The organism is Pseudofrankia sp. EUN1h, from assembly GCF_001854645.1.
GTDB classification, from domain to species: domain Bacteria; phylum Actinomycetota; class Actinomycetes; order Frankiales; family Frankiaceae; genus Pseudofrankia; species Pseudofrankia saprophytica.
On sequence record NZ_MBLN01000099.1, the window covers coordinates 37268 to 58585 of the forward strand.

Below are 21318 nucleotides of genomic sequence, written 5' to 3' on the forward strand. Positions count from 1 at the left end.
TCAGCGACGTCGAGCGACCGGAGACGGGCGCCCTACCTCGTCCTGCTGGGTGCGTGGACCGGTTCGTTCGCGGTCAGCCGGAGCTCGCGGCGACGGGCTCGCGATCCCATGCCGGGTCCGCCGTGGAGAGCCCGCCGGGCCGGCCGGTGCGCGTCATCGCGCCACCCCCAGCCGCGCCGTCGATCCCGGGGGCACCCGGCGTCCGCCGCCGGAGGCTGCGTGGGCGCGGGTCGGACCAGGCCAGCTCGATGCTGTCCAGGCACTCCTGCCGGGTCCCCGTGACGAGCGTGTCGAACCAGCCGAGCGCGTTGCGGCGCCCCTGGGGCCACACCGAGTACTGCTGCTCCTGGTTGACGACCACCTTGAACAGGCGGGGTCCCGGCTCGCCGCCCCCGCTCCCGGCCGCGACCGCGGCCGTGACCTGGCCGGATCCGGCCTGGAAGGGGYACCTGGCCGGGACCGAGGCGTCGTCGCGCAGGAAGTACTGCTTCCACTCCCGGTTGGCCGGGTCGCCGTACGAGCCCAGCAGCGGGGTCGAGTCGACCTCGTCCATCCGGCGCAGGCGCTCGCGGATGGTCCTGCGGGCGGCGACGCCGCGCGGGGTGTGCGGTTCCAGCCCCTCGAAGACCCAGCGCGGCTGGAACGTGATGTTGAAGACCGGGCTGCTCCGGCTGCGCAGCCGCTGGTGGCCCGGCGTGTTGCAGACGACGAAGATCGGGCTGCCGCGGAAGCTGAACTCCCAGCCCGGGGTGTCGGTGTCGGTCGGGATGCCGGACGGCCAGGGCTCGCCGTCGCTGTCGTGCAGATACCGCAGCAACGACCAGAACCGCCGCTCGTACCCGAGGACGTCGTCGGCGCGCTGGCCCGCCGTCCCACCGCCGGACCCGAAGAACACGACGAGGGAGGTGTTGCGCGATATCGACTGGTAGACCGAGAGGTAGGTGGCGAGTATGTCCGGCAGCACGGACCAGGTCCGTTCGTCGTCAAGATCGTCGACGAAGCCGAACCGCAGCCCGCCCCGGTTCGCGGCGGCCGTCGCGAAGACGCAGGGGAACGGCTCGGTACTGGACCGCAGCGTCGCGATCATGTCCCGCGCGCAAGCGGTGCCCCACGCCGGCATCGGACCGATGGCCAGGTCGAGGATCTCCTCGCGGTGCGCATCGGTCGGGCCGGCCGTGCTCACCCCACTGAGTTTCAGCCTGTCTCGCACTGTGGTTTCTCTCTTTGGTCAGCCGCGGGCCGGTCCCGGTCCGTGGTCATGGCGTGGCTCGGTTGATGTGCTCGGATGTGGAATGGCCTGGTTGAGGCGGCTCAGTGGGCGCCGTCCGAGACGGATGGCGCCGATGCGGATAGCGGGGGTGTGGATAGCGGGGGCGCGGGCCGTCCCAGGCGGGCGGCGCGGGCCGCTAGGGCGTCGAGCGCCCGCGTCCAGGAGTCCGCGAGACCCCGCAGCACCGCCGCGGGCGGACCGTCCGGTCCCACGGACCACCGCGCGCCGAGCTCGGGACCGCCCGGGCCGTCGACGGCGCGGACGATCAGGCTCAGCGGGAACGGGTCGGGCGCCTCCGCGTTCCAGTCGGCGAACAGTTCCTCGTCCTCCGCGGCGACCGACCAGTCCGTTACCTCACCCCGCGTCAGCCGGCCCACGTAGTTCAGGTAGACCGTGGGCGGTGGCGCCGCCGCGAGGAGCGGCGCGGTTCGCGGATCGAGGTAGCGCAGCATGCTGTAGTCGGTTCCGCCGTCGGGGATCTCGCCCATGAGCGCGTGCACCCGGGCCACCGTGGCGTCCACGCAGCGGTCGCCGAGGACGGCGCCGTCGTCGGGGGCGCGCTCGAGCAGGAACGGGAAGATCTCCGCGAGCCAGCCGACCGTGCGGGACAGGTCCAGGTCGCCGACGACCTGCTCCTGGCGGCCGTGGGCCTGCACCGCGGCGACCATCGCCGACGAGCCGGCGCCGTTCGGATGGGTCTGGTCGGCCAGGGCCAGGGACAGCGCGGCGAGCAGGAGCTCGTCCACGCCGACGCCGAAGGCGGCGGGAACCGTCGACAGCATGGGCGCCGCCCGCTCCGGCGGCAGGCTCACCGTGACCACCGCGGGTTGCTCGTCATCGTCAGGACCCGGCCCGGCCGAGTCGGCCGGGCACGCCGTCCACGCCACCGGCGTGACGCGGTCGAACATGCCCAGCCAGAACGGCAGCCGCTGGTCCGTCTCGCCCGCCCGCGCCCGCTCGTCGAGCCGGCTCGCCCAGTCCGCGAACGAGACCTCGACAGGCGCGAGCCGAGGCCGCGCGCCCGCCGCCAACGCGGCCGCGGCGGTCGCGAGATCCTCCAGCACGATCGACCAGGACACGCCGTCGATCAGCGCATGATGAATGATCAACAGCAGCCGGCCGGGGCGGGAGTCGCCCGCGTCCAGCCAGACGCCGCGGATGGTCTGCCCGTCGTCCGGGTCGAGCTCGGCGTTGGCGGCCGCCGCGAGCCCGGCGATCAGCGCGTGCCCGCCCGCGCTGCCGAAGCCGTCGCCGGCGGCGAGGTCGGCCGCGTCGACCCGGCGGACCCACCGCCCGACCTCGACGCCGCCGGGCGGCGCGATCGCCAGTGACCAGGCGGGACCGCCGTCGGCACCCGCCGCCGCCGCGCCGTCCGGAAGCGGCCTGGACGAGTCCGAACGGACGAGGCGCGCCCGCAGGACGTCGTGGTGGTCGACGACCGTCGTGAGCGCCGCGACCAGCGTCGCCAGATCCAGCCCGGCGGGGGTGCGCAGCAGCACCGGCGAGGAGAACGACGCGAACGCGAGGCGCCCGTCCGTCCCGGTGCCGCGGCCGCGCGCCGCCTGCAGCGCGGGCGTCGGCGGGGCGACGACGACTCCGGCGAGCCCTGAGCCCGCCTCGGCCGTGCCGCCGGACCGCCGGGCCCCGCCACCGGCCGCCCGCCCGACCTGCCCAGCCGGCCCGTCACTGGCGGCGCCGGCCGCGCGGGCGGACCGCGACGGGGCCCGGCGGGTGACGACGGTGGCGAGCGCCTCGGGCGTGCGATGGCCGAACAGCAGGCGCGGGGTGACGGTGAGGCCGGCGGCGCGGATCCGGTTGACCAGCCGCATCGCGACGATGCTGTCGCCGCCCAGGGCGAAGAAGTCGTCGTCGACGCCGACCTCGTCGACCCCGAGCACCGCGGCGAACGTCGCGACCAGGGTCGCCTCGATCTCGTTCGCGGGCGCGCGCCCGGCCACCGGCTCGTCGACGTCACCGGCGGGCCGCGTCGGCGGGTCCTCGTCCGGCGGGTCCTCGTCCGGCCGGTCGACGACGTCCAGCGTGCCGTCCGGGCGCCGGCGGGCCCGACCGCCGGTCCGGTTCGTCCACTCGTCCGGGCCGCCGATGTCCAGCACGCTGACCGGTATTTGCTGGTCGGCCGCGACCGCGGCGAGGACGCGCAGCAGCCGCTCGCCGAACCGCTCGGCGGTGGCGCGGTCGAACAGGTCGTCGCTGTAGCGGACACCGACGGCCATGCCGTCGTCGGTGCTGGTCCGCTCGAGGAAGTCGAAGGACAGGTCGAACTTGGCACTCGCGGTCCTGACCGGCTCGGGGCTGGCGCCCACGCCGTCGAAGGCCAGCTCGTCGACGGCGTCGGACGCCGCCAGGTACACGATCATGACCTGGAACAGCGGGTGGCGGGCCAGCAGCCGTGGCGGGTTGACGGCGTCGACCACCCGGTCGAACGGCAGCTCCTGGTGGTCGAACGCGGCGAGGTCGCTGGCGCGGACCCGCCCCAGCAGCTCGCCGAACGTCGGGGCGCCCGACAGGTCGGTCCGCAGCACGACCGTGTTGAGGAAGAAGCCGACGAGGTCGTCGAGGGTGTCGTCGACCCGGCCGGAGACCGGGCTGCCGATCGGGATGTCCTCGCCCGCGCCCACCCGGTGCAGCAGGGTCGCGACGACGGCCCGCAGCACCATGAACAGGCTGGCGTTGTGGGCTCGGCCGACGGCCCGCAGCGCGGCGACGCGCTCGGCGTCGATCGACAGCTCGACGATCCCGCCGGTGTGGGTCGGCTCGTCCGGGCGCGGCCGGTCGGTCGGCAGCGCCAGCTCGGCGGGCAGGCCGGCGAGCTGGCGGCGCCAGAACTCCCGCGACGTGGCGGCGGGGCTCGTCGCGTCCGCCTCGTCGCCGAGCAGCTCGCGCTGCCACAGCGTGTAGTCGACGTACTGAACGGGCAGCGGCGCCCAGTCCGGCGCCCCGCCCGCGGCCCGCGCCCGGTAGGCGGCCGTCAGGTCCCGGGCCAGCGGCCGGTCGGAGCCCTCGTCGGCGGCGATGTGGTGGATCAGGAACTGGGCGATGTGCAGGTCCGGGGAGCACCGGACGACGGTCACCCGCATCGGCGGCTCGCGCTCCAGGTCGAACGCGTAGGACGCGGCGTCGGCGAGGACGTCCGCCAGCCCCGGGTCGCCCGGCTCCGGATCGGGCCTGCCGGCGCCGGCCACCGACGCCCACTCGACGACGTCGAACGGGATCTCCGTGTCGGACGGGTCGAGGATCCACTGGACCGGCTCGCCGCCGGGCGCGGGGAAGACGGTCCGCAGCGCCTCGTGCCTGGCGACGACGTCGCCCACCGCCGCGCGCAGGGCGGCCAGGTCCAGCGGCCCGGTCAGCCGCCAGGTGATCGGGATGTTGTATGTCGGGCTGGGGCCCTCCACCTGCCCGAGCACCCAGAGGCGCTGCTGCGCGAACGACAGCGGCGGGTTCACCGGGCGCCGCGCGCGGCCGACGGCCGGCCGGGCGGCGCCGGCCTGGTCCATCCGCCGCGCGAGCCGGGCGACCRTCGGGTCCTCGAAGACCGCGCGCGGCGTGATCTCCACGCCGAACGTCGACCGGATCGCGGCGCACAGCCGCATGACGAGCAGCGAGTGGCCGCCGAGGGCGAAGAAGTCGGCGTCGGTCCCGACCCGCCGGACGCCGAGGACGGCGGCGAACCGTTCGGCGAGCAGCTCCTCGCGCGCGTCACGGGGCCGGCGGCCGGCCGCCGGCACGGGCGCGGGCGGCCCGGGCAGCGCGGCCCGGTCCACCTTGCCGTTGACCGTCCGGGGCAGGCGGTCCAGCGCGACGAACGCCTGGGGAACCATGTAGGCCGGCAGGATCCGGGCCACCTGCGCCCGAACGGCCTCGACCAGGCCCGACCCGGCCGGCAAGCCCGGCCCGGTGGGGTCGGGTACCAGGTAGGCGATGAGCTGGAGGGCGGGCGGGGCGTCCGGCCGGAACCAGACCGCCGCCTGGGCGACGCCCGGCGCCGCCTCCAGCGCCCGTTCGATCTCGCCGAGCTCGATCCGGAACCCGCGCAGCTTGATCTGGTCGTCGGCACGCCCGAGGAACGCGAGCGAGCCGTCGGGGCGGCGGCGCGCGAGGTCCCCGGTGCGGTACATGCGCTCCCCCGCCGCGCCGTACGGGTCGGCGACGAACCGGGCCGCTGTCAGGCCCGCGCGGCGCAGGTAGCCCCGGGCGAGCCCGGGACCGGACAGGTACAGCTCGCCGGCGACCCCGTCGGGGACCGGGCGCAGCGCCGCGTCCAGGAGGTAGGCGCCGGTGTTCCCGATGGGCGCGGCCCAGCCCGCGCTGTGCCAGCCGTAGGCGTCGACGGAGTACTCGGTCGGCCCGTAAAGGTCGTGGGCCACCGTCCCCGGCAGCGAGCGCAGCCGCTCCCACAGCGCCGGCGGGGTGGCCTCGCCGCCGACCAGGAGCACGCCCGGCCGGTGGCCCTCCGGCCGCAGGAACCCGTTCCTGATCAGTTCCTGGAGGTAGGTCGGGGTCAGGTCGAGCACGTCGATCCGGGTCCGCTCGACGTAGTCGACGAGGGCGGCCGCGTCCCGCGCGACCCGCTCGTCGACGACGTGCGTCTCATGCCCGGCCAGCAGCCACAGCAGCGGCTCCCAGGAGCCGTCGAAGCTGAACGAGGCCGCGTGCAGGACGCGCTGGGCACCCCGGTCGGGACCGGCGGCGCGCTCGGCCTGCGCGATCAGGTCGACCGCGTGCGAGGCGAAGAGGTTGACCAGGCCCCGGTGGGTGCCGACGACCGCCTTGGGCACGCCGGTCGACCCCGACGTGTAGATCACGCTCGCCGCGCCGGCCGGGTCGGGCGCCGGCACGGGCGGCGCGGCCCCCAGCGGCGCGGCGTCGAGCGGCGCGGCGTCGAGCGGGATGACGGCGGCCGCGACGTCGGGCAGCAGCCCGGCGTACGCGCCGGTCGTGAGGACGGCGGCCGGCGCCGCGTCGGCCAGCAGGAACGCGAGCCGGTCCGCGGGCACCTCGACGTCGATCGGCAGGTAGCTCGCGGCCGCCGCCAGCACGCCGAAGATCGCCGGGACCATCAGCGCGCGGGGCAGCGCGAGCGCCACCACGGCTTCCGGGCCGGCGCCCAGGCGGGACACCACGGCCGCGATCCGGTCGACCTCGCCGGCCAGCTCCGCGAAGGTCGTCCGGCCCTCACCGGTGACCAGCGCGACCCGGTCGGGATACGCGGCGACGACCCGGGCCAGCAGGTCCGGCACCGTCGTCCCCGGCGCCGTCGTCCCCGGCGGCGTCGCGGCCGCCGCGGCACCATCGGCGCCGAGGACGGGCAGCGCCCGCCGGGGGCCGCGGGCCACGCGCAGGGCGGCCGCGCGCTCCTCCTCGTCGACGATCTCCAGCCGGCTGACCGGCAGGTCGGGGTCACGGACGATCTCGGCGAGCAGCCGGACCAGCCGGTCGGCCAGCCGGGCACCGCTGCCCGGGTCGAGGACGTCGGTGGCGAACTCGACGAGCGCCGTGATCTCGCCCTGGGCGAACCGGTCGACGAAGGTCACGTCCAGGTCGAACTTCGCCGTCCCGGCCTCGGGGTCGATCCAGGTCACCGGCGCGCCGAGCAGTTCCCGGTCGTCGCCGGCGAGGTGGTGGTAGCCGGCCATCACCTGGAACAGCGGGTTGACGCCGGGCACGCGGCGCGGGTTGACCGCCGCGACGACGTCCTCGAACGGCAGGTCCTGGTGGTCGAAGGCGGCGAGGTCGGTCTGGCGGGTCCGGCCCAGCAGGTCCCGGAAGGTCGGGTCGCCGGTCAGGTCGGACCGGATCACCAGCGTGTTCACGAAGAAGCCGACGAGCCGGTCGAGGGCGGCGTCGGTGCGCCCGGCGATGGGCACCCCGATCGGGATGTCGTCGCCGGAGCCCAGCCGGTGCAGCAGGGTCGCGATGGCCGCGTGGGCGAGCATCGACATGCTCGTCCCGGTGGACGTGCACAGTGCGCGCAGCCCGGTCGCCACCGGCCCGGGCAGCACCCGGACCACCCGCGCGGACGCCCCGTCCCGCTCGGCCGGGCGTGGCCGGTCCAACGGCAGCGGGATCTCCTCCGGCAGGCCACGCAGGGTCTCCAGCCAGAAGGCGAGCTGCCGGGCGGCCAGGCCGCTCTCGTCGTCGGGCCCGCTGAGCAGGTCTCGCTGCCAGAGGGTGTAGTCGGCGTACTGGACCGGCAGCGGCTCCCAGTCCGGCGCATGCCCGGCCAGCCTCGCGGCGTAGGCGGCGTCCAGATCGAGCAGGAACGGGCGGTCCGACCACTCGTCGGTCGCGATGTGGTGCAGGACGGCCACCAGCACGTCGGCGTCCGGGCAGCGCAGCAGGGCGATGCGCAGCGGCGCCTCGCGGGTCAGGTCGAACCGGCGCGCCGCGGCCCGGGTGATCCAGCCGGCCACCTCGTCCTGGGCGCATCTGAGCACCTCGACCCCGAGGTTCGCCTCGGCCGGGTCCAGGATCCGCTGGTAGGGCTCGCCGTCGACGACGTCGATCACCGTGCGCAGCGCCTCGTGCCGGCCGAGGAGGTCAGTGACGGCGGCGCGCAGCGCGGCGACGTCGAGGCGGGCGCCGGTCCGCAACGCGAGCGGGTAGTTGTAGGCGTCGGTGCCGCCGGCCAGCGCCTCGACGAGCCACAGCCGCCGCTGCGCCGGTGAGAGCGGGATCCGCTCGGGCCGGTCCGCCGGGACCAGCGGCGGGCGCCCCGCCACGGTGCGGCTGGCCACCTTCGCCGCCAGCGCCTCGACCGTCGGCGCGTCGAACAGGTCGCGGATGGCGAGCTCCGTGTCGAGCGCGGCCCGGGCCCTGCTGACCACCCGGGTGGCCAGCAGGGAATGGCCGCCGAGGGCGAAGAAGTCGTCGTCGGCCCCGACCTCGGGCAGGCCGAGGATGTCGGCGAACAGCTCCGCCAGGGTCCGTTCGACGGGGGTGGCCGGTGCCCGGCCCGACCGCGGCGCGGCCACCGGCTCGGCCGGTGGCAGGGCCGCCAGGTCGAGCTTGCCGTTGGCGTTGCGAGGAATGGCCGGCAGTGGCACGAACGCCGACGGGACCAGGTAGTCCGGCAGGACCGCGGCCAGGTCGGTGCGCAGCCGGCCGACGAGCGCGGCGGCGGCGCGGGCCGCCGTCGGGTCGTTGGTCAGCGCCGTCCCCGGGTGCGGCCGGCTGGCCGGGTCGGTGGCCGGCCGGGTCACCGGCAGGGCCGCCGGCCCCGAGCCGCGCACGAGCAGGGCGTCGAGCCGGCCGGCGTCGTCGGGGCGCGGCGTGAGGGCCGCCTCGTAGCCGAGGGCGTCGGCCAGCGCGTACACGTCGTCCGGGTCGACCGCGCCGGCCTCGGCCTCCGCCGGGACCACCTCGCCCACCGGTCCGAGCCCGGCCGCGGCGAGGTCGGCGGCGACGCGGGCGTCGGGGATGGCGGTGAGGCGGATCCGCCGCGGCCCATGGGCGCGCACGAGCGCGCCGAGCCCCTCGAGGCTGCGCACCTCGACGCCCCAGGCCGCGACGAGCGGCTCCGACCCGGCGGCGGGCGCCGCGACGGCCGGCCCGGCCGGCAGGGAGTCGCCGACCGGCTCCAGGGCGGGGCGGCGCAGCACGACGTCGAAGCGGTGCTGGGTGAGCTCGTCACGGTGACGTCCGCGCCGGACCCGTACGCACACCTCGAGGTCGCTGGTCCTGGCCACGTCGAGGAAGAACGCGGGCGCGACCACCAGCTCCTTCTCCAGCAGGACGCGCCGGTCGACGGCCGCCGCGAGCCGGGCCGGGTCGAGGCCGGTCAGCGCGGTCGCGGTGTCGGTGCCGGTCGTCGTCTCGGCGGCGGACGCGGTGGCGGCGGATGCCTGGCCGCAGCGGGCCAGCTCGATCGTGCTGTGGAAGAGGCGCAGCCGGCCCAGGTCCCGGACGTCGCCGACGAACAGCGAGCCGCCAGGGGCGAGCAGGTCGAGCGCGCCGTGCAGCACCGAGCGCAGGTAGTCGGCGCTGGGGAAGTACTGGATCACCGAGTTGACGACGATCGTGTCGAAGAACGCTGTCGGCAGCCCGTCGGTCACGTGGGCCGGCTGGTGGCGCAGCTCGACCCGGCCGAAGCGGGCGGGGTCGGTGGCGAGCTCGGCGCGCAGCTTCGCGATGACGGGCGCGGCGAAGTCCGTGCCCCAGTACTCGTCGCAGCCGGGAGCCAGCTGCCCGAGCAGCAGGCCGGTGCCGACCCCGATCTCCAGCACGCGCCGCGGCGCGAGCGCCCGGATCCGCTCGACGGTCCTCGCCCGCCACTCCCGCATGTGCTCGAGCGGGATCGGCTGGCCGTCGTAGCTGGAGTCCCAGCCGTCGAAGCTCTCCGCGCGCAGCGCGGTCGGGATCCGCTCGTACTCGTCGGTGTAGACCTGCCGCCACTCGCCGACCTGGTCGGCCTCGATCGCGGCCCGGTCGGCGGCCGAACGGTCGGCCGGCACGACGTAGGCGACGAGGCGCTTCGCCCCCGGCGTCACCGGGTCGTCGGTCGCGATCACGGCGGACTGGCTGACCGCCTCGTGGCCGTCGACGGCGGCGGCGACCTCGCCCAGTTCGATCCGGTGGCCACGGATCTTGACCTGGTCGTCGGTGCGGCCCAGGAAGTCGAGGTTGCCGTCGTCGGCCCGGCGGGTCACCAGGTCACCGGTGCGGTACATCCGCCCGCCCGGGCTGGCCGGGTCGGCGACGAACCGGGTCGCGGTCAGGCCGAACTGGTCCAGATAGCCGCGGGCCAGGCCGTCGCCGGCGATGTACAGCTCGCCGGGGACGCCGTCCGGGACCGGGCGCAGCCAGCGGTCGAGCACGTAGACGGCGGTGTTGCGGATCGGCCGGCCCACGGTGGGGGTCCTGCTGTCGGCCGTCGCCGCGCCGAGGGTGTTGATCGTGTACTCGGTCGGGCCGTAGAGGTTGTAGCCGGCCGTCCCGTCGGTGTCGCGCAGCCGGTTCCAGATCGAGTCGGGCACGGCCTCGCCGCCCAGCATGACCAGGGGCGGCCGGTGGCGGTGCCCGCTCGCCGGCGCACCACCGTGGTCCGCCACAAGCGACGCCGGCGACGTCGCTTCGACGTACGCCCCGGCGCCGTCGGCGGCCGGCTGCTCGGTCCGGTCCAGCAGCCCGGACTCGAACAGGTGGGCCGCGTACGTCGGGGTGACGTTGACGACGTCGATCCGGTGGCGGTCGCAGTAGGCGACGAGGCCCTCGGCGTCGCGGCGCAGGTTCTCGTCGCAGATGTGCACCTCGTGGCCCTCGACGAGCCAGAGAAGCTCCTCCCACGACATGTCGAACGCGAACGAGACGGTGTGCGCGATCCGCAGCCGGCGGCCTCCCGCCGCCGCCACGGTCGGGTCGAAGATCTCGTCCCGGTGGTTGAGCCACATGTTCGTCAGCCCGCGGTAGGGGGTGACGACGCCCTTGGGCCGGCCGGTCGATCCCGACGTGTAGATCACGTAGGCCGGGTGGTCGAGCCGGTCCGCGCGGTCGCGGGCGAAGGCGCCGAGCTCGGCGTCCGAGAGCACGCCAGGGGTGGTCGCGGCCAGCTCGGCGGCGACGGCCTCGTCGTCGAGCACCAGCCAGGCCGCGGCGGTCCGGTCCGGGTCGCCGGCCGTCCCGACCGTGACGGGAGCCACGGTGCCGGGAGCGTCGGTGCCGGGCTGGGCCGTTTCGCCGGTGAGGTAGCCGCCGGCGGCCCGGGTGGTGACCACCAGCTCGGCCCCCGCGTCGGCCACCATCTCCAACAGGCGGGCGGGCGGATGGTCCAGCTCCAGCGGCAGGTAGGCGGCGCCGGTGCGCAGGACGGCGAACAGGGCGACGACCATGTCCACCGTCCGGCCGATCCCGAGGGCGACGACGGTCTCCGGGCCGGCGCCGTGGGCGATCAGGAGGCGCGCCAGCCGGTTCACCCGGTCGTCGAGCTCGCGGTAGGTCAGCCGCTGGTCGCCGAGGACCAGCGCGACCTGGTCGCCGAGGTCGCCGGCCCGGTCGGCGAGCAGGTCGGACACGGTCTGGCCGCCGACCGGCCGCCACGGCGCCGCCGCGGCGGCCAGCCGGTCCCGCTCGGCGGGCAGCAGCAGATCCAGGGAGCCGACCGGGGCGTCGAGATTGCCGACCAGCGCGTCGATCGTCGCGACGAGCCGGGCGAACAGCGCCTCGGCCACCGCCGGTGTGACGACGTCGGCGCGGTACTCCAGGCGAGCCGTGATCCGCGCCCCCGGGAACAGGACGAACGTCAGCGGGTAGTGGGTGTGGTCGAGGCTGCCGCCGCCGATGATCCCGTGGCGGGCGGTGGTCTGCTCGTTCGCGACCTCGTCGATGAAGTTCTGCAGGACGTAGAGGGTGTCGAACAGCACCGGGTGGCCGCTGGCCCGCTGGATGTCGCCGAGGCCGAGGTACTCGTGGTCGAGCAGGTCGAGGCGCTGCTCCGCGACCCGGCGCAGCAGCTCGCCGACCGTCTCGCGCGGGTCGAGCCGGACCCGGACCGGGACGGTGTTCAGAAACAGCCCGACGACCTCGTCGATCCCGTCGAGCTCGGTCGGGCGGCCGGCGACGGTCGTGCCGAACACGACGTCGTCCGTCCCGGTCGCCGTCGCGAGCACCAGCGCGAGCGCGGCGTTGAAGACCGTGTTCAGGGTGACGCCGTGTGCGCGGGCGGCCGCCCGTGCCGTGGTCGCGGTCGCCTCGGGCAGCTCGGCGGTGATCCGGGCCGGCGCGACCGGCCGCAGGCCCCGCGCCGCCGGCACCACCAGCGTCGGGCCCTCCAGGTCGGCCAGCGCCGAGCGCCAGGCCTTCTCGGACGCGGCGGTGTCCCGCTGGCGCAGCCACACCAGGTAGTCCCGGAACGAGCCGCGCGACGCGGGCGGGGACGCCGGGTCCGGCGCGCTAGCGCCAGCCGTGCCGGTGTTGGTGTCGGTGTCGGAGGCCTCGGCGGGGTCGGCGGCGTAGAGGTCCAACAGCCCCTCGACGAACAGGGCGCCCGACCAGCCGTCCCACAGCAGCACCTGGCGGTTGACGACCAGCCGGTCGCGCCCCTCGGCCAGGTGGATCAGGATCAGGCGGAACAGCGGTGGCCGGGCGACGTCGAACGGGCGGGCGCGGTCGGCGGCGGCGATCCGCTCGGCCTCGGCCGACCGGTCGGGCTCGGCCAGGCCGGACAGGTCGATCTCGTCGACCGGCGCGGGCAGCTCGCTGGCGATGACCTGCACCGGGCGGGGAAGGCCGTCGGACAGGAAGCCGGCGCGCAGCGTCGGGGTGCGGGCCATCAGCGTCCGACAGGCGCGGYGCAGCCGCTTGGCGTCGAGCCGGTGGTCGAAGTCGAAGGTGAACTGGGCGGTGTAGGCGTCGCTGGTCTGGTCGAGGGCCGAGTGGAAGTACAGGCCCTCCTGCAGCGGCGAGAGCGGCCAGACGTCCTCGACCGGGGCAGGGAACGCGCCGGCGATCCGGGCTGACTCCTGCACGGAGAGTGTGAGCAGCTCGACCGGCGGCTGGGCCGTCGCCGGCCCGACGGCCGTGGTCGCCGTGGCCGGCGCGAGCGTGGCGGTGGCCGGCGCGAGCGCGGCCAGCTCGCCCAGGGCGGCGAGGAAGCCGTCGGCGATGCGCGCCGTGTCGCCCGCCGCGAGCACCGTCGTCAGGTAAGTGAACGTCGCGCGCAGCGCCGGCCCGTCGGCGGTCTCGACGCAGACCGCGTCGACGGTCAGCGGGTAGCCGACGCCCAGGCCGGGGTCGGGCCTGGCGGCGAGCGCGTCGAACTCCTCGGCCGGTCCCCAGTCGGCCCGGCGGTCGGCGCCGAACCGGCCCAGGTAGTTGAACAGCACCTGGGCCCGCCCGGCGCGGGCGAGCGCCGGGCCGGCGAGCGGGTTGGCGTAGCGCAGCATGCCGAAGCCGAGGCCGCCGTCGGGCGTGGCCCGCAGCCGGGCCGTCACGTCGGCGAGCGTCGCGCGCACCTGCGGCCGGGCCGCCGGGAGCCTGACCGGCGCGATGCTGGTGAACCAGCCGACGGTCCGGGAGAGGTCGACCCCGGGGACGACCTCCTCGCGGCCGTGGCGTTCGAGGTCGACGAGCAGGTCGCCGTCGCCGGCTCCCACCGGCTCGCCGCCGGGCTGACCGCCCGCCGGCCCTGCCGGGAGCGCGAGACGCAGGCCGGCCAGCAGCACGTCGGTGACCTCGGCACCGGTCGCCACGGGGACGCCGGTGAGCAGCGCGGCCGTGACCGCCGACGGCAGCTCGACGACCAGGCTCGCGGTCTCGGCCACCGTGCCGACAGCCGCCGGGCCCGGCTGGGGCTCGGTCGGGCCGCCGGCGGCGGCGGTGACCGGCCCGATCGGCTCGGCGAACGGCCGCCCGCCCGGCGCGAGCGTGTCCAGCCAGTGGGTCAGTTCGCCGAGCCGGGCCGGGGCGGCCGCCTGCTCACCGAGGACCTGACTGAAGCCGCGCAGCGACGTGCCCACCGGGTCGAGCGCGGGCCGCCCGCCGGACCCGGCCGCGAGGTACCCGGCCTCCAGGTCGGCCAGCAGGATCCGCCACGACACCCCGTCGACGACGAGGTGATGGGCGACGAGCACCAGCCGGCCCGGCTCGGCGGGGCCCGCGTCGAGCCAGACCGCGCGCAGCATCACCCCCGCGTCCGGGTCGAGACGGCCGGCGGCCGAGCCGGAGGCGGCGGCGATGACCGCGCGCAGCGCAGTCGGGTCGAGCCCGGCGACGTCGATCCGGGTCAGCAGGTCGGCGCCCGTCGGCCCGCCCGCCGCCGTCGCGTCCCGCGTCGCCTTGCCTGCCGCCGTCGTGCCCTCCGCTGCCCCGTCACCAGTCGTGGACGCCGCCGGGTCGATCTGGAGCAGCCAGACACCGGGCGCGGGCCGCAGCAGCCGGGAACGCAAGCCGTCGTGGTGCGCGACCAGGGCCGCGAGCGCGGCTCGCAGCGCGGCCTCGTCGGCACCGGGCGGAGTCCGGACCAGGAACGCCTGGTTGAACCGCCGGATCTCGCCGCCCCACTCGGCCAGCCGGGCCACGATCGGCAGCGGGGTGAAGATCCCGGTCGCCGTCGCGTCGAAGGCCGGGAGCATGACCGCGGCCGGATCGGCGGACGCGGTGGCCGGATCGGCGGACGCGGTGAGCCGCGGCGGCCGCCCGGACGGGGCGGATTGACCCCGCGGAATCAGCTCGCCCTCGGGGACAGGTCCGCCCTCGGGGACAGGCGCAGGCTCCACCGCTGCGGCGCGGCCGGCGACGAGTGCCGCGAGCGCGGCCGGCGTCCGCTGGACGAAGACCTCGCGCGGGGTGAGCCTGATGCCCTCGCGGCGGGCCCTGGTGACCAGCTGGATCGCGAGGATGCTGTCGCCGCCGAGCGCGAGGAAGTCGTCGTCGGCGCCGACCCGGTCGAGGCCGAGCACGGCGGCGAACACCGCGCACAGCGCGCGCTCCAGCTCGGTGCCACCGGGCCGGGACGAGGTGGCCGCGGACAGGTCGGGGGCCGGCAGCGCGGCCCGGTCGAGCTTCCCGTTGCCGGTGAGCGGCAGCGCGTCCAGGGCGACGACCGCCGCCGGGACCATGAAGTCCGGCAGCGCCGCCGCGGCCCTCGCCCGCAGCGCCGCGCCGTCGACCCGCTGGTCCGCGCGGGGGACGACGTACGCGACGAGCCGGTGCCGGTCGGCGCCGTCCTCCCGGGCGAGGACGACGACCCGTTCGACCGCCGGGTCGGCGGCGAGGACGGCCTCGATCTCGCCCGGCTCGATCCGGAAGCCACGGATCTTGACCTGGTCGTCGGCCCGGCCGAGGTATTCCAGCGCGCCGTCCTGGCCCAGCCTGGCCAGGTCGCCGGTGCGGTACATCCGGTCGCCGGGCTCGCCGTACGGGTCGGCCACGAACCGGGTGGCGCTCAGGCCCGAGCGTCCCAGGTAGCCGCGCGCGAGCTGACCACCGCTGACATAGATCTCACCGGGGACGCCCGGCGGCACCGGGGCGAGGTGGCGGTCGAGGATCCGCGCGCGCAGGCCGCGCAGCGGCTCGCCGATCAGGCCGTGCCGGCCGCCGACGGCCTGACCGAGGCGCAGGTACGTGACGTGCACCGTGGTCTCGGTGATCCCGTACATGTTGACCAAGGTCGGCGCGTCGTCCGGGTGGCGCTCGTACCAGGGGGCGAGCCGCCCGACGTCCAGCGCCTCGCCGCCGAAGATGACCAGGCGGAGGCTGAGGTCGGCGCCGCCCTCGGCCGCCTCGGCCGCCTCGGCCGCGACCAGCGCGCCGAAGGCCGACGGCGTCTGGTTGAGGACGGTGACGGACTCGCGGCGCAGCAGGGCGAGGAACTGCTCGGGGGAACGGGAGACGTCGTGGTCGACGACGACGAGCCGCCCCCCGTGCAGCAGCGGCCCCCACAGCTCCCACACCGAGAAGTCGAACGACGCCGAGTGGAACAGCGTCCACACGTCCGCGGAGTCGAAGTGGAAGTGGTCCCGGCTGTCGGCGAACAGGCGCACCACGTTGCGGTGCGGGATCAGCGTGCCCTTGGGCCGGCCGGTCGAGCCGGAGGTGTAGATGACGTAGGCGAGGTTGTCCGCCCCCGCCCGCGCGTGCCCGTCCGGGCCTGGTGACGTGGACGTGGACGGGGACGGGGTCGGCGGCTGCTCGGCCAGCGCCGCGGCGACCAGCGGGTCGTCCAGCGCGATCAGGGGTACGCCCGTCCGGGTCGGCAGCGCCGCCCGGGTCGCCGCGGTGGTCACCGCGCACACCGGCGCGGCGTCGCGCAGCATGAACGCGATCCGGTCGGCGGGGTAGGTCGGGTCGATGGGCAGGTAGGCGCCGCCGGCCTTCTGCACCGCCAGCAGGGTCACGACCAGGTCGGTCGACCGGGGCAGCGCGACCGCCACGATCGACTCCGGCCCGACGCCCCGCGCGCGCAGCAGCCGCGCGAGCCGGGAGGCCTGCGCGTCGAGCTCGGCGTAGGTGAGTTCCTCGTCGCGCCAGCGCAGCGCCACCGCGTCAGGGGTCCTGGCGGCCTGGGCCTCGAACAGGTCGGGCAGGGTGGCGTCCGCGCCCCAGGCGCCGCGCCGGGGCGCCGGGGCGAGCGCGGCCTGGTCCCGCTCGGCCGGGGGCAGGGCGGCGGCGGCGCCGATCGGCCGATCCGGATCGGCGGCGATCTCGCCGAGCAGCGCGAGCAGGCGGTCGGCGAGGCCGGCGACGGTCGCGCCGTCGAGGACGCCGCGCTGGTAGCCGAAGGTCAGCCTCAGCCGGTCGCCGGGGATCACCCGGATCGTCAGCGCGTAGTGGGTGGCGTCGTGACCGTCGACGGCGACGAGCCGCGGCCTGCCGGCGGGGATCAGCGTGGCCGCGTCGAACGGGTACGACTCGAGCACGAGCAGGGTGTCGAACAGGTCCCCGTGGCCGGCCAGGGCCTGGATGTCGGCCAGGCCGAGGTGCTGGTGCGCGAACAGCCGGCCCTGGGCGGCCTGCAGGTCGGCCATGAGCTCGGCGAATGTCCGCTGCGCGCTGACCGCGGCCCGGACCGGGACGGTGGTGACGAACAGGCCGATCATGGCGTCGACGCCGGTCAGCTCCGGCGGCCGGCCGGCGGTCGCGGCGCCGAGGACGACGTCGTCGCGGCCGACGGCCCGCGCGAGCAGCACGGCGTGAGCCGCCCGCAGCACGGTGCTCAGCGTCAGGCCCCGCTCGCGGCCGAGCGCGGCGAGCCGGTCGGCCAGCGCCGGGTCGACCTCACGGTCGAGGGCCGCCGCTGGGCCCGGCTCGGCGGCGACGCGGTGCCCGGCGCCCGGTGCCAGCAGGGTCGGGCCGTCGAGACCGGCGAGCTCCGCCCGCCACGCCGCGCGCGCCGCGTCCCGGTCCTGGGCGCCCAGCCAGCGCAGGTAGTCCTCGTAGGGGCGGGCGGCCGGCTGGTACCCCGCCACCGTGGCGGCGGTGTCGGCACCGCCGCCGGAGCTGGAACCGGAACTGGCGTCGGCGTCGGCGTCGGCCAGCGCGAACAGCTCGCGCAGCAGGAGAGGCAGCGACCAGCCGTCGACGATGACGTGGTGGGCGCAGACCGCCAGCCGGGCGCTGTCCGGGCCGGTGCGGACCCAGAGGAAACGGATGAGCGGGGGCGCCGCCAGGTCGAACCTCGCGGCCCGGTCGTCCGCGACCAGCCGCTCCGCCTCGGCCACCCGCTCGGCGGCGGGCCAGCCGGACAGGTCGACGACGGTCCACTCGGGTTCCGCGTGGTCCAGGATCGCCTGGGCCGGTGCCCGGCCGTCGGCGAGGACTGCGGCGCGCAGGATGGCGTGCCGAGCGGTCAGGGTCCGGGACGCCGCCCGCAGCCGGTCGAGGTCCAGCTCGCCCGCCAGGTCCAGGACGAACTGGATCACGTACACGTCTGGCGCGTCGTCGCCGTCGACGAGACGGTGGAACAGCATCCCCGCCTGCGACGGCGACAGCGGCCACACCGCGGTCAGGCCGGGCAGCCGGTCGCGCCAGCGGGCCAGGTCCGCCGGGTCCGCGGGCGCCAGCCCCGCGAGGTCCGGCCCGGCCGGAGAGCCCTGCCCGGCCGGGGCAGCCTGCCCCGGGGCAGCCGTCAGCTCGGCCGCGGTCGTGACGTCCGCCGTCGTGGTCGCCACGGCGGCGAGACCGGCGACGGTCGGGGTGCTGAACACGTCGGCCAGCGCGACCGTCACGCCGGCGGCGGACGCCCGGGTGACCACGGCGAAGGCGAGGATGCTGTCCCCGCCCCGGTGAAAGAACGAGTCGTCGACGCCGAGGTCGGGCTGGCCGAGCACGGCCGCGAAGACGTCCCGCAGGACCGTCTCGGTGCGGGTGGCCGGCGTCCGGCCGGGCTGGGCGGCCGCCGCGAAGTCGGGAGCGGGCAGGGCGGCGCGGTCCAGCTTCCCGCTCGTGTTCGTGGGCAGCGCGGGCAGTGCCACGAAGGCCGCCGGCACCATGTAGCCAGGCAGGAACGACGCCGCGTGCGCGCGGAGCCGGTCCGCCAGCGGCTCGCCGTCGGCCGGGACGGCCTCGCCGTCGACCGGGACGACGTAGGCCACCAGCGCGCGCCCGGCCGGTCCGTCCTCCCGGACGACGACCGCGCAGCGCGCGACCGCCGGGTGGCGTTCGAGCACCGCCTCGATCTCGCCCGGTTCGATCCGGAAGCCGCGCACCTTGACCTGGTCGTCGGAGCGGCCGGCCACGACCAGCTCGCCCGGGGTCCCTGCCGGATCGCCTCCGGCGATCTGGGAGGTCCGCGCGGTCCAGTGGGCGAGGTCGCCGGTGCGGTACATCCGCTCGCCGGGATCGAAGGGGCTCGCGACGAAGCGGGACGCGGTCAGCGCCGGCCGGGCGAGGTAGCCGTGGGCGACGAAGGGGCCGGCGATGTACAGCTCTCCCACGGTTCCGGGCGGCACCGGCATGAGCGCGCCGTCCAGCACGTAGGCCCGGGCGTTGCGCAGCGGCCGGCCGACCGGCGGCAGCCCGCCGCCCGCGCCGGCGTCCCGCCAGGGCCCCGCCGTCACCCAGACCGCCGTCTCGGTCGGCCCGTACAGGTTGATGACGCTCTCCGCGCGCGCGGCGAGCTCCCGGGCAAGACTCGCTGGCATCGGCTCGCCGCCGCACAGGGCGCGCACCCCCGGGTAGGCCTCGGGGGTGGCGTCGAGGATGGACCGCCACCGCGACGGGGTCGCCTGGGCCACCGTGACCTCGCCGGTGGTCAGCGGCCGGGCCAGCTGGGACGGGTCGCGGGCGGTCTCGTCGTCGACGAGGTGGATCGAGGCGCCGACGGTGAGCGGCGCGAGCAGCTCGACCGTGCTCGGGTCGAAGGTCAGGGTGGTCGCGGCCAGCACCCGGTCGTCCGGTCCGATGCCCACGGCCTCGGTGATGGCCACCAGGAAGTTGCCGAGCGACCGGTGGCTGAGCGGTACGCCCTTGGGCCGGCCGGTCGAGCCGGACGTGTAGATCACGTACACCAGGTCGTCCAGGCCGACGGCCGGCGGCCACGCTCCGACGACCGCCGCGGGCTCGGAGCCGGATTCGGAGTCGGGCTCGGAGTCGTCGATGAGCACGAGCTCCAGGCCAGGCCTGACCGGGATCCGCGAGGCGAGGGCGCGTGTGGTCACCACGATCGCCGGAGCCGCGTCCTCGATCATGAACGCGATCCGGTCAGCCGGATAGTCGGGGCCGATCGGGAGGTAGGCGGCCCCGGCACGGCCGACGCCGGCCAGCGCGACGAGCAGGTCGACGCCGCGCGGCAGCGCGATACCGACGACGGAGCCGGGCCCGGCCCCTCGGCCGGCGAGCCGGCGGCCGAACGCGTCGGCCGCGGCGGCGAGCTCGCCGTAGGTCAGCGTCCGCCCGGGCGTGACCAGCGCGGTCCGGTCGGGGTCGCGGCGCGCCCACGCGTCGAACAGCGCCATCCACGGCGCGGTCGGGCCGGGTCCGGCGGTGTCGTTCCAGGCACCCAGGATCTGGTCGCGTTCGGCCGCGCCGAGCAGGTCGGCCGATCCGATCGGCGCGTCGGGCTCGGCCACCACGCGGGCCAGCAACCGCGAAAGCCTCGGGCCTACGGCGCCGGCGAACGTCGCCGACACAGCCGCCGGTTGGTAGGTCGTCTCCAGTTCGAGCGAGTCGGGCTGGCCGGCGTCCCCGCCGAGCTCGGCGACGACCATCAGCGGGAACTGGGCGGTGCCGTTGTGCAGCGGGCGGCGCTCGCCGCGCAGTTCGTCGCTATCGGGGTCACCGCGGCGCAGCGCGGCGGCGGCCGGCGAGCGGACGCCGAGCATCGTGCTGAACAGGCTGGACACGCCATCGGAGCGGTCCGGGTTGACGGCGCGCACGACGTCGACCAGGTCGATGTCCGCGTGCGCGAACGCGCCCAGGCACGCCTCGCGGGCCCGCTCCAGCAGGTTGGTGAAGGTGTCGGCCGGCCCCACCGCCAGCCGGAGGCAGACGGTGTTGCCGAAGTAGCCGATCACGCCGTTGGTCGCGGCGTCGTCCCGGTTGACGACGGGCGATCCGACGGTCACGTCGGTCGCGCCGGTGACCCGGTGGATCAGGGCGGCGTAGCCGGCGACCAGCACCATGAACGGCGTCACGCCGCGCAGGGCAGCGAACGCCCGGATCCGGCCGGCGAGCTCCGTCGGCGCGTGGTGGACGATCTGCCGGCCCGCGTCGCGCCGGCCCGGGCCGCTCCGGCCGGCGTCGCGTTCGCCGGCGGCCGCCTCGGGGAGGTCGCCGGCCGCGAGCGCGTCGGCCGCGCGGTCGTCGGGGGTCGGCTCGGGCAGGCGCACGGGCTCGGCCAGCGGAAGCAGCCGGTCCCGCCAGTAGGACAGGCCCTCGGCCCGGACGGGCGGCTCGCCGGCCGGCACCGCCGCGTCGATGAACTGGACGGCGTCGTCCGCCCCGGCCTGCTGGCCGCCTACGGCCGAGTCGCCAGTGCCTCGGCCGTAGGCGGCCAGCAGGTCGCCGAAGAAGACGTCCCAGGACGCGTCGTCCCAGGCGATGTGGTGGGCGGCGAGCGCCAGCGTGTGCCGCAGCGGCCCGTGCCGCAGGACGGTGACCCGCAGCGGCGACTCGACGGTCAGGTCGAACGGGCGCCGGGCGGCAGCCAGGGCGATCTCCCGGGCACGCCCGTCGCGGTCGTCGGCGGGCTCGGTGGACAGGTCCACGCTGAGCCAGGCCGGTTCGACGTCGTCGCGCGCAACCTGCTCGAGCCGCCCGTCCGGCGTGACCTGGTACGTCGTGCGCAGGATCTCGTGTCGGCGGGCGACGGTCAGCAGTGCGCGGCGCAGCGCCGGCACGTCGAGCGGGCCGGTCAGTTCGAACGCGGCCGAGATCGTGTAGGCGGCGCTGCCGGGGTCGAGCCGCGACAGGAACCACATCCGCCGCTGCCCCGGGCTGACCGGGTAGCCCCGGCCGGGTACTCGCCGCGCCCGGCCGTCGGCACCGCCCGCCGCCTCGCGCGTCAACCGCTCGGCGGCCAGTCGGCGGCGGAGCAGCTCGCGCTTGCGCTGCGCGGAGTCGGGACTTGCCACGATGCACGTCCTTCCGGTGAT

General features: G+C 76.3%; 2 protein-coding genes. Both read right to left on the reverse strand.

The window, feature by feature from the left end:
* Positions 1-73: 73 nt before the first annotated feature.
* Positions 74-1210 (reverse strand): YqcI/YcgG family protein, encoded by a 1137-nt coding sequence (locus BCD49_RS36990; protein ID WP_071042443.1) that lies wholly within the window; start codon positions 1208-1210, stop codon positions 74-76.
* 101 nt (positions 1211-1311) lie between these two features.
* Entirely contained in the window at positions 1312-21297 is a 19986-nt protein-coding gene (locus BCD49_RS36995; RefSeq protein ID WP_071042444.1) for a non-ribosomal peptide synthetase, read from the reverse strand.
* Between the last annotated feature and the right edge of the window lie 21 nt (positions 21298-21318).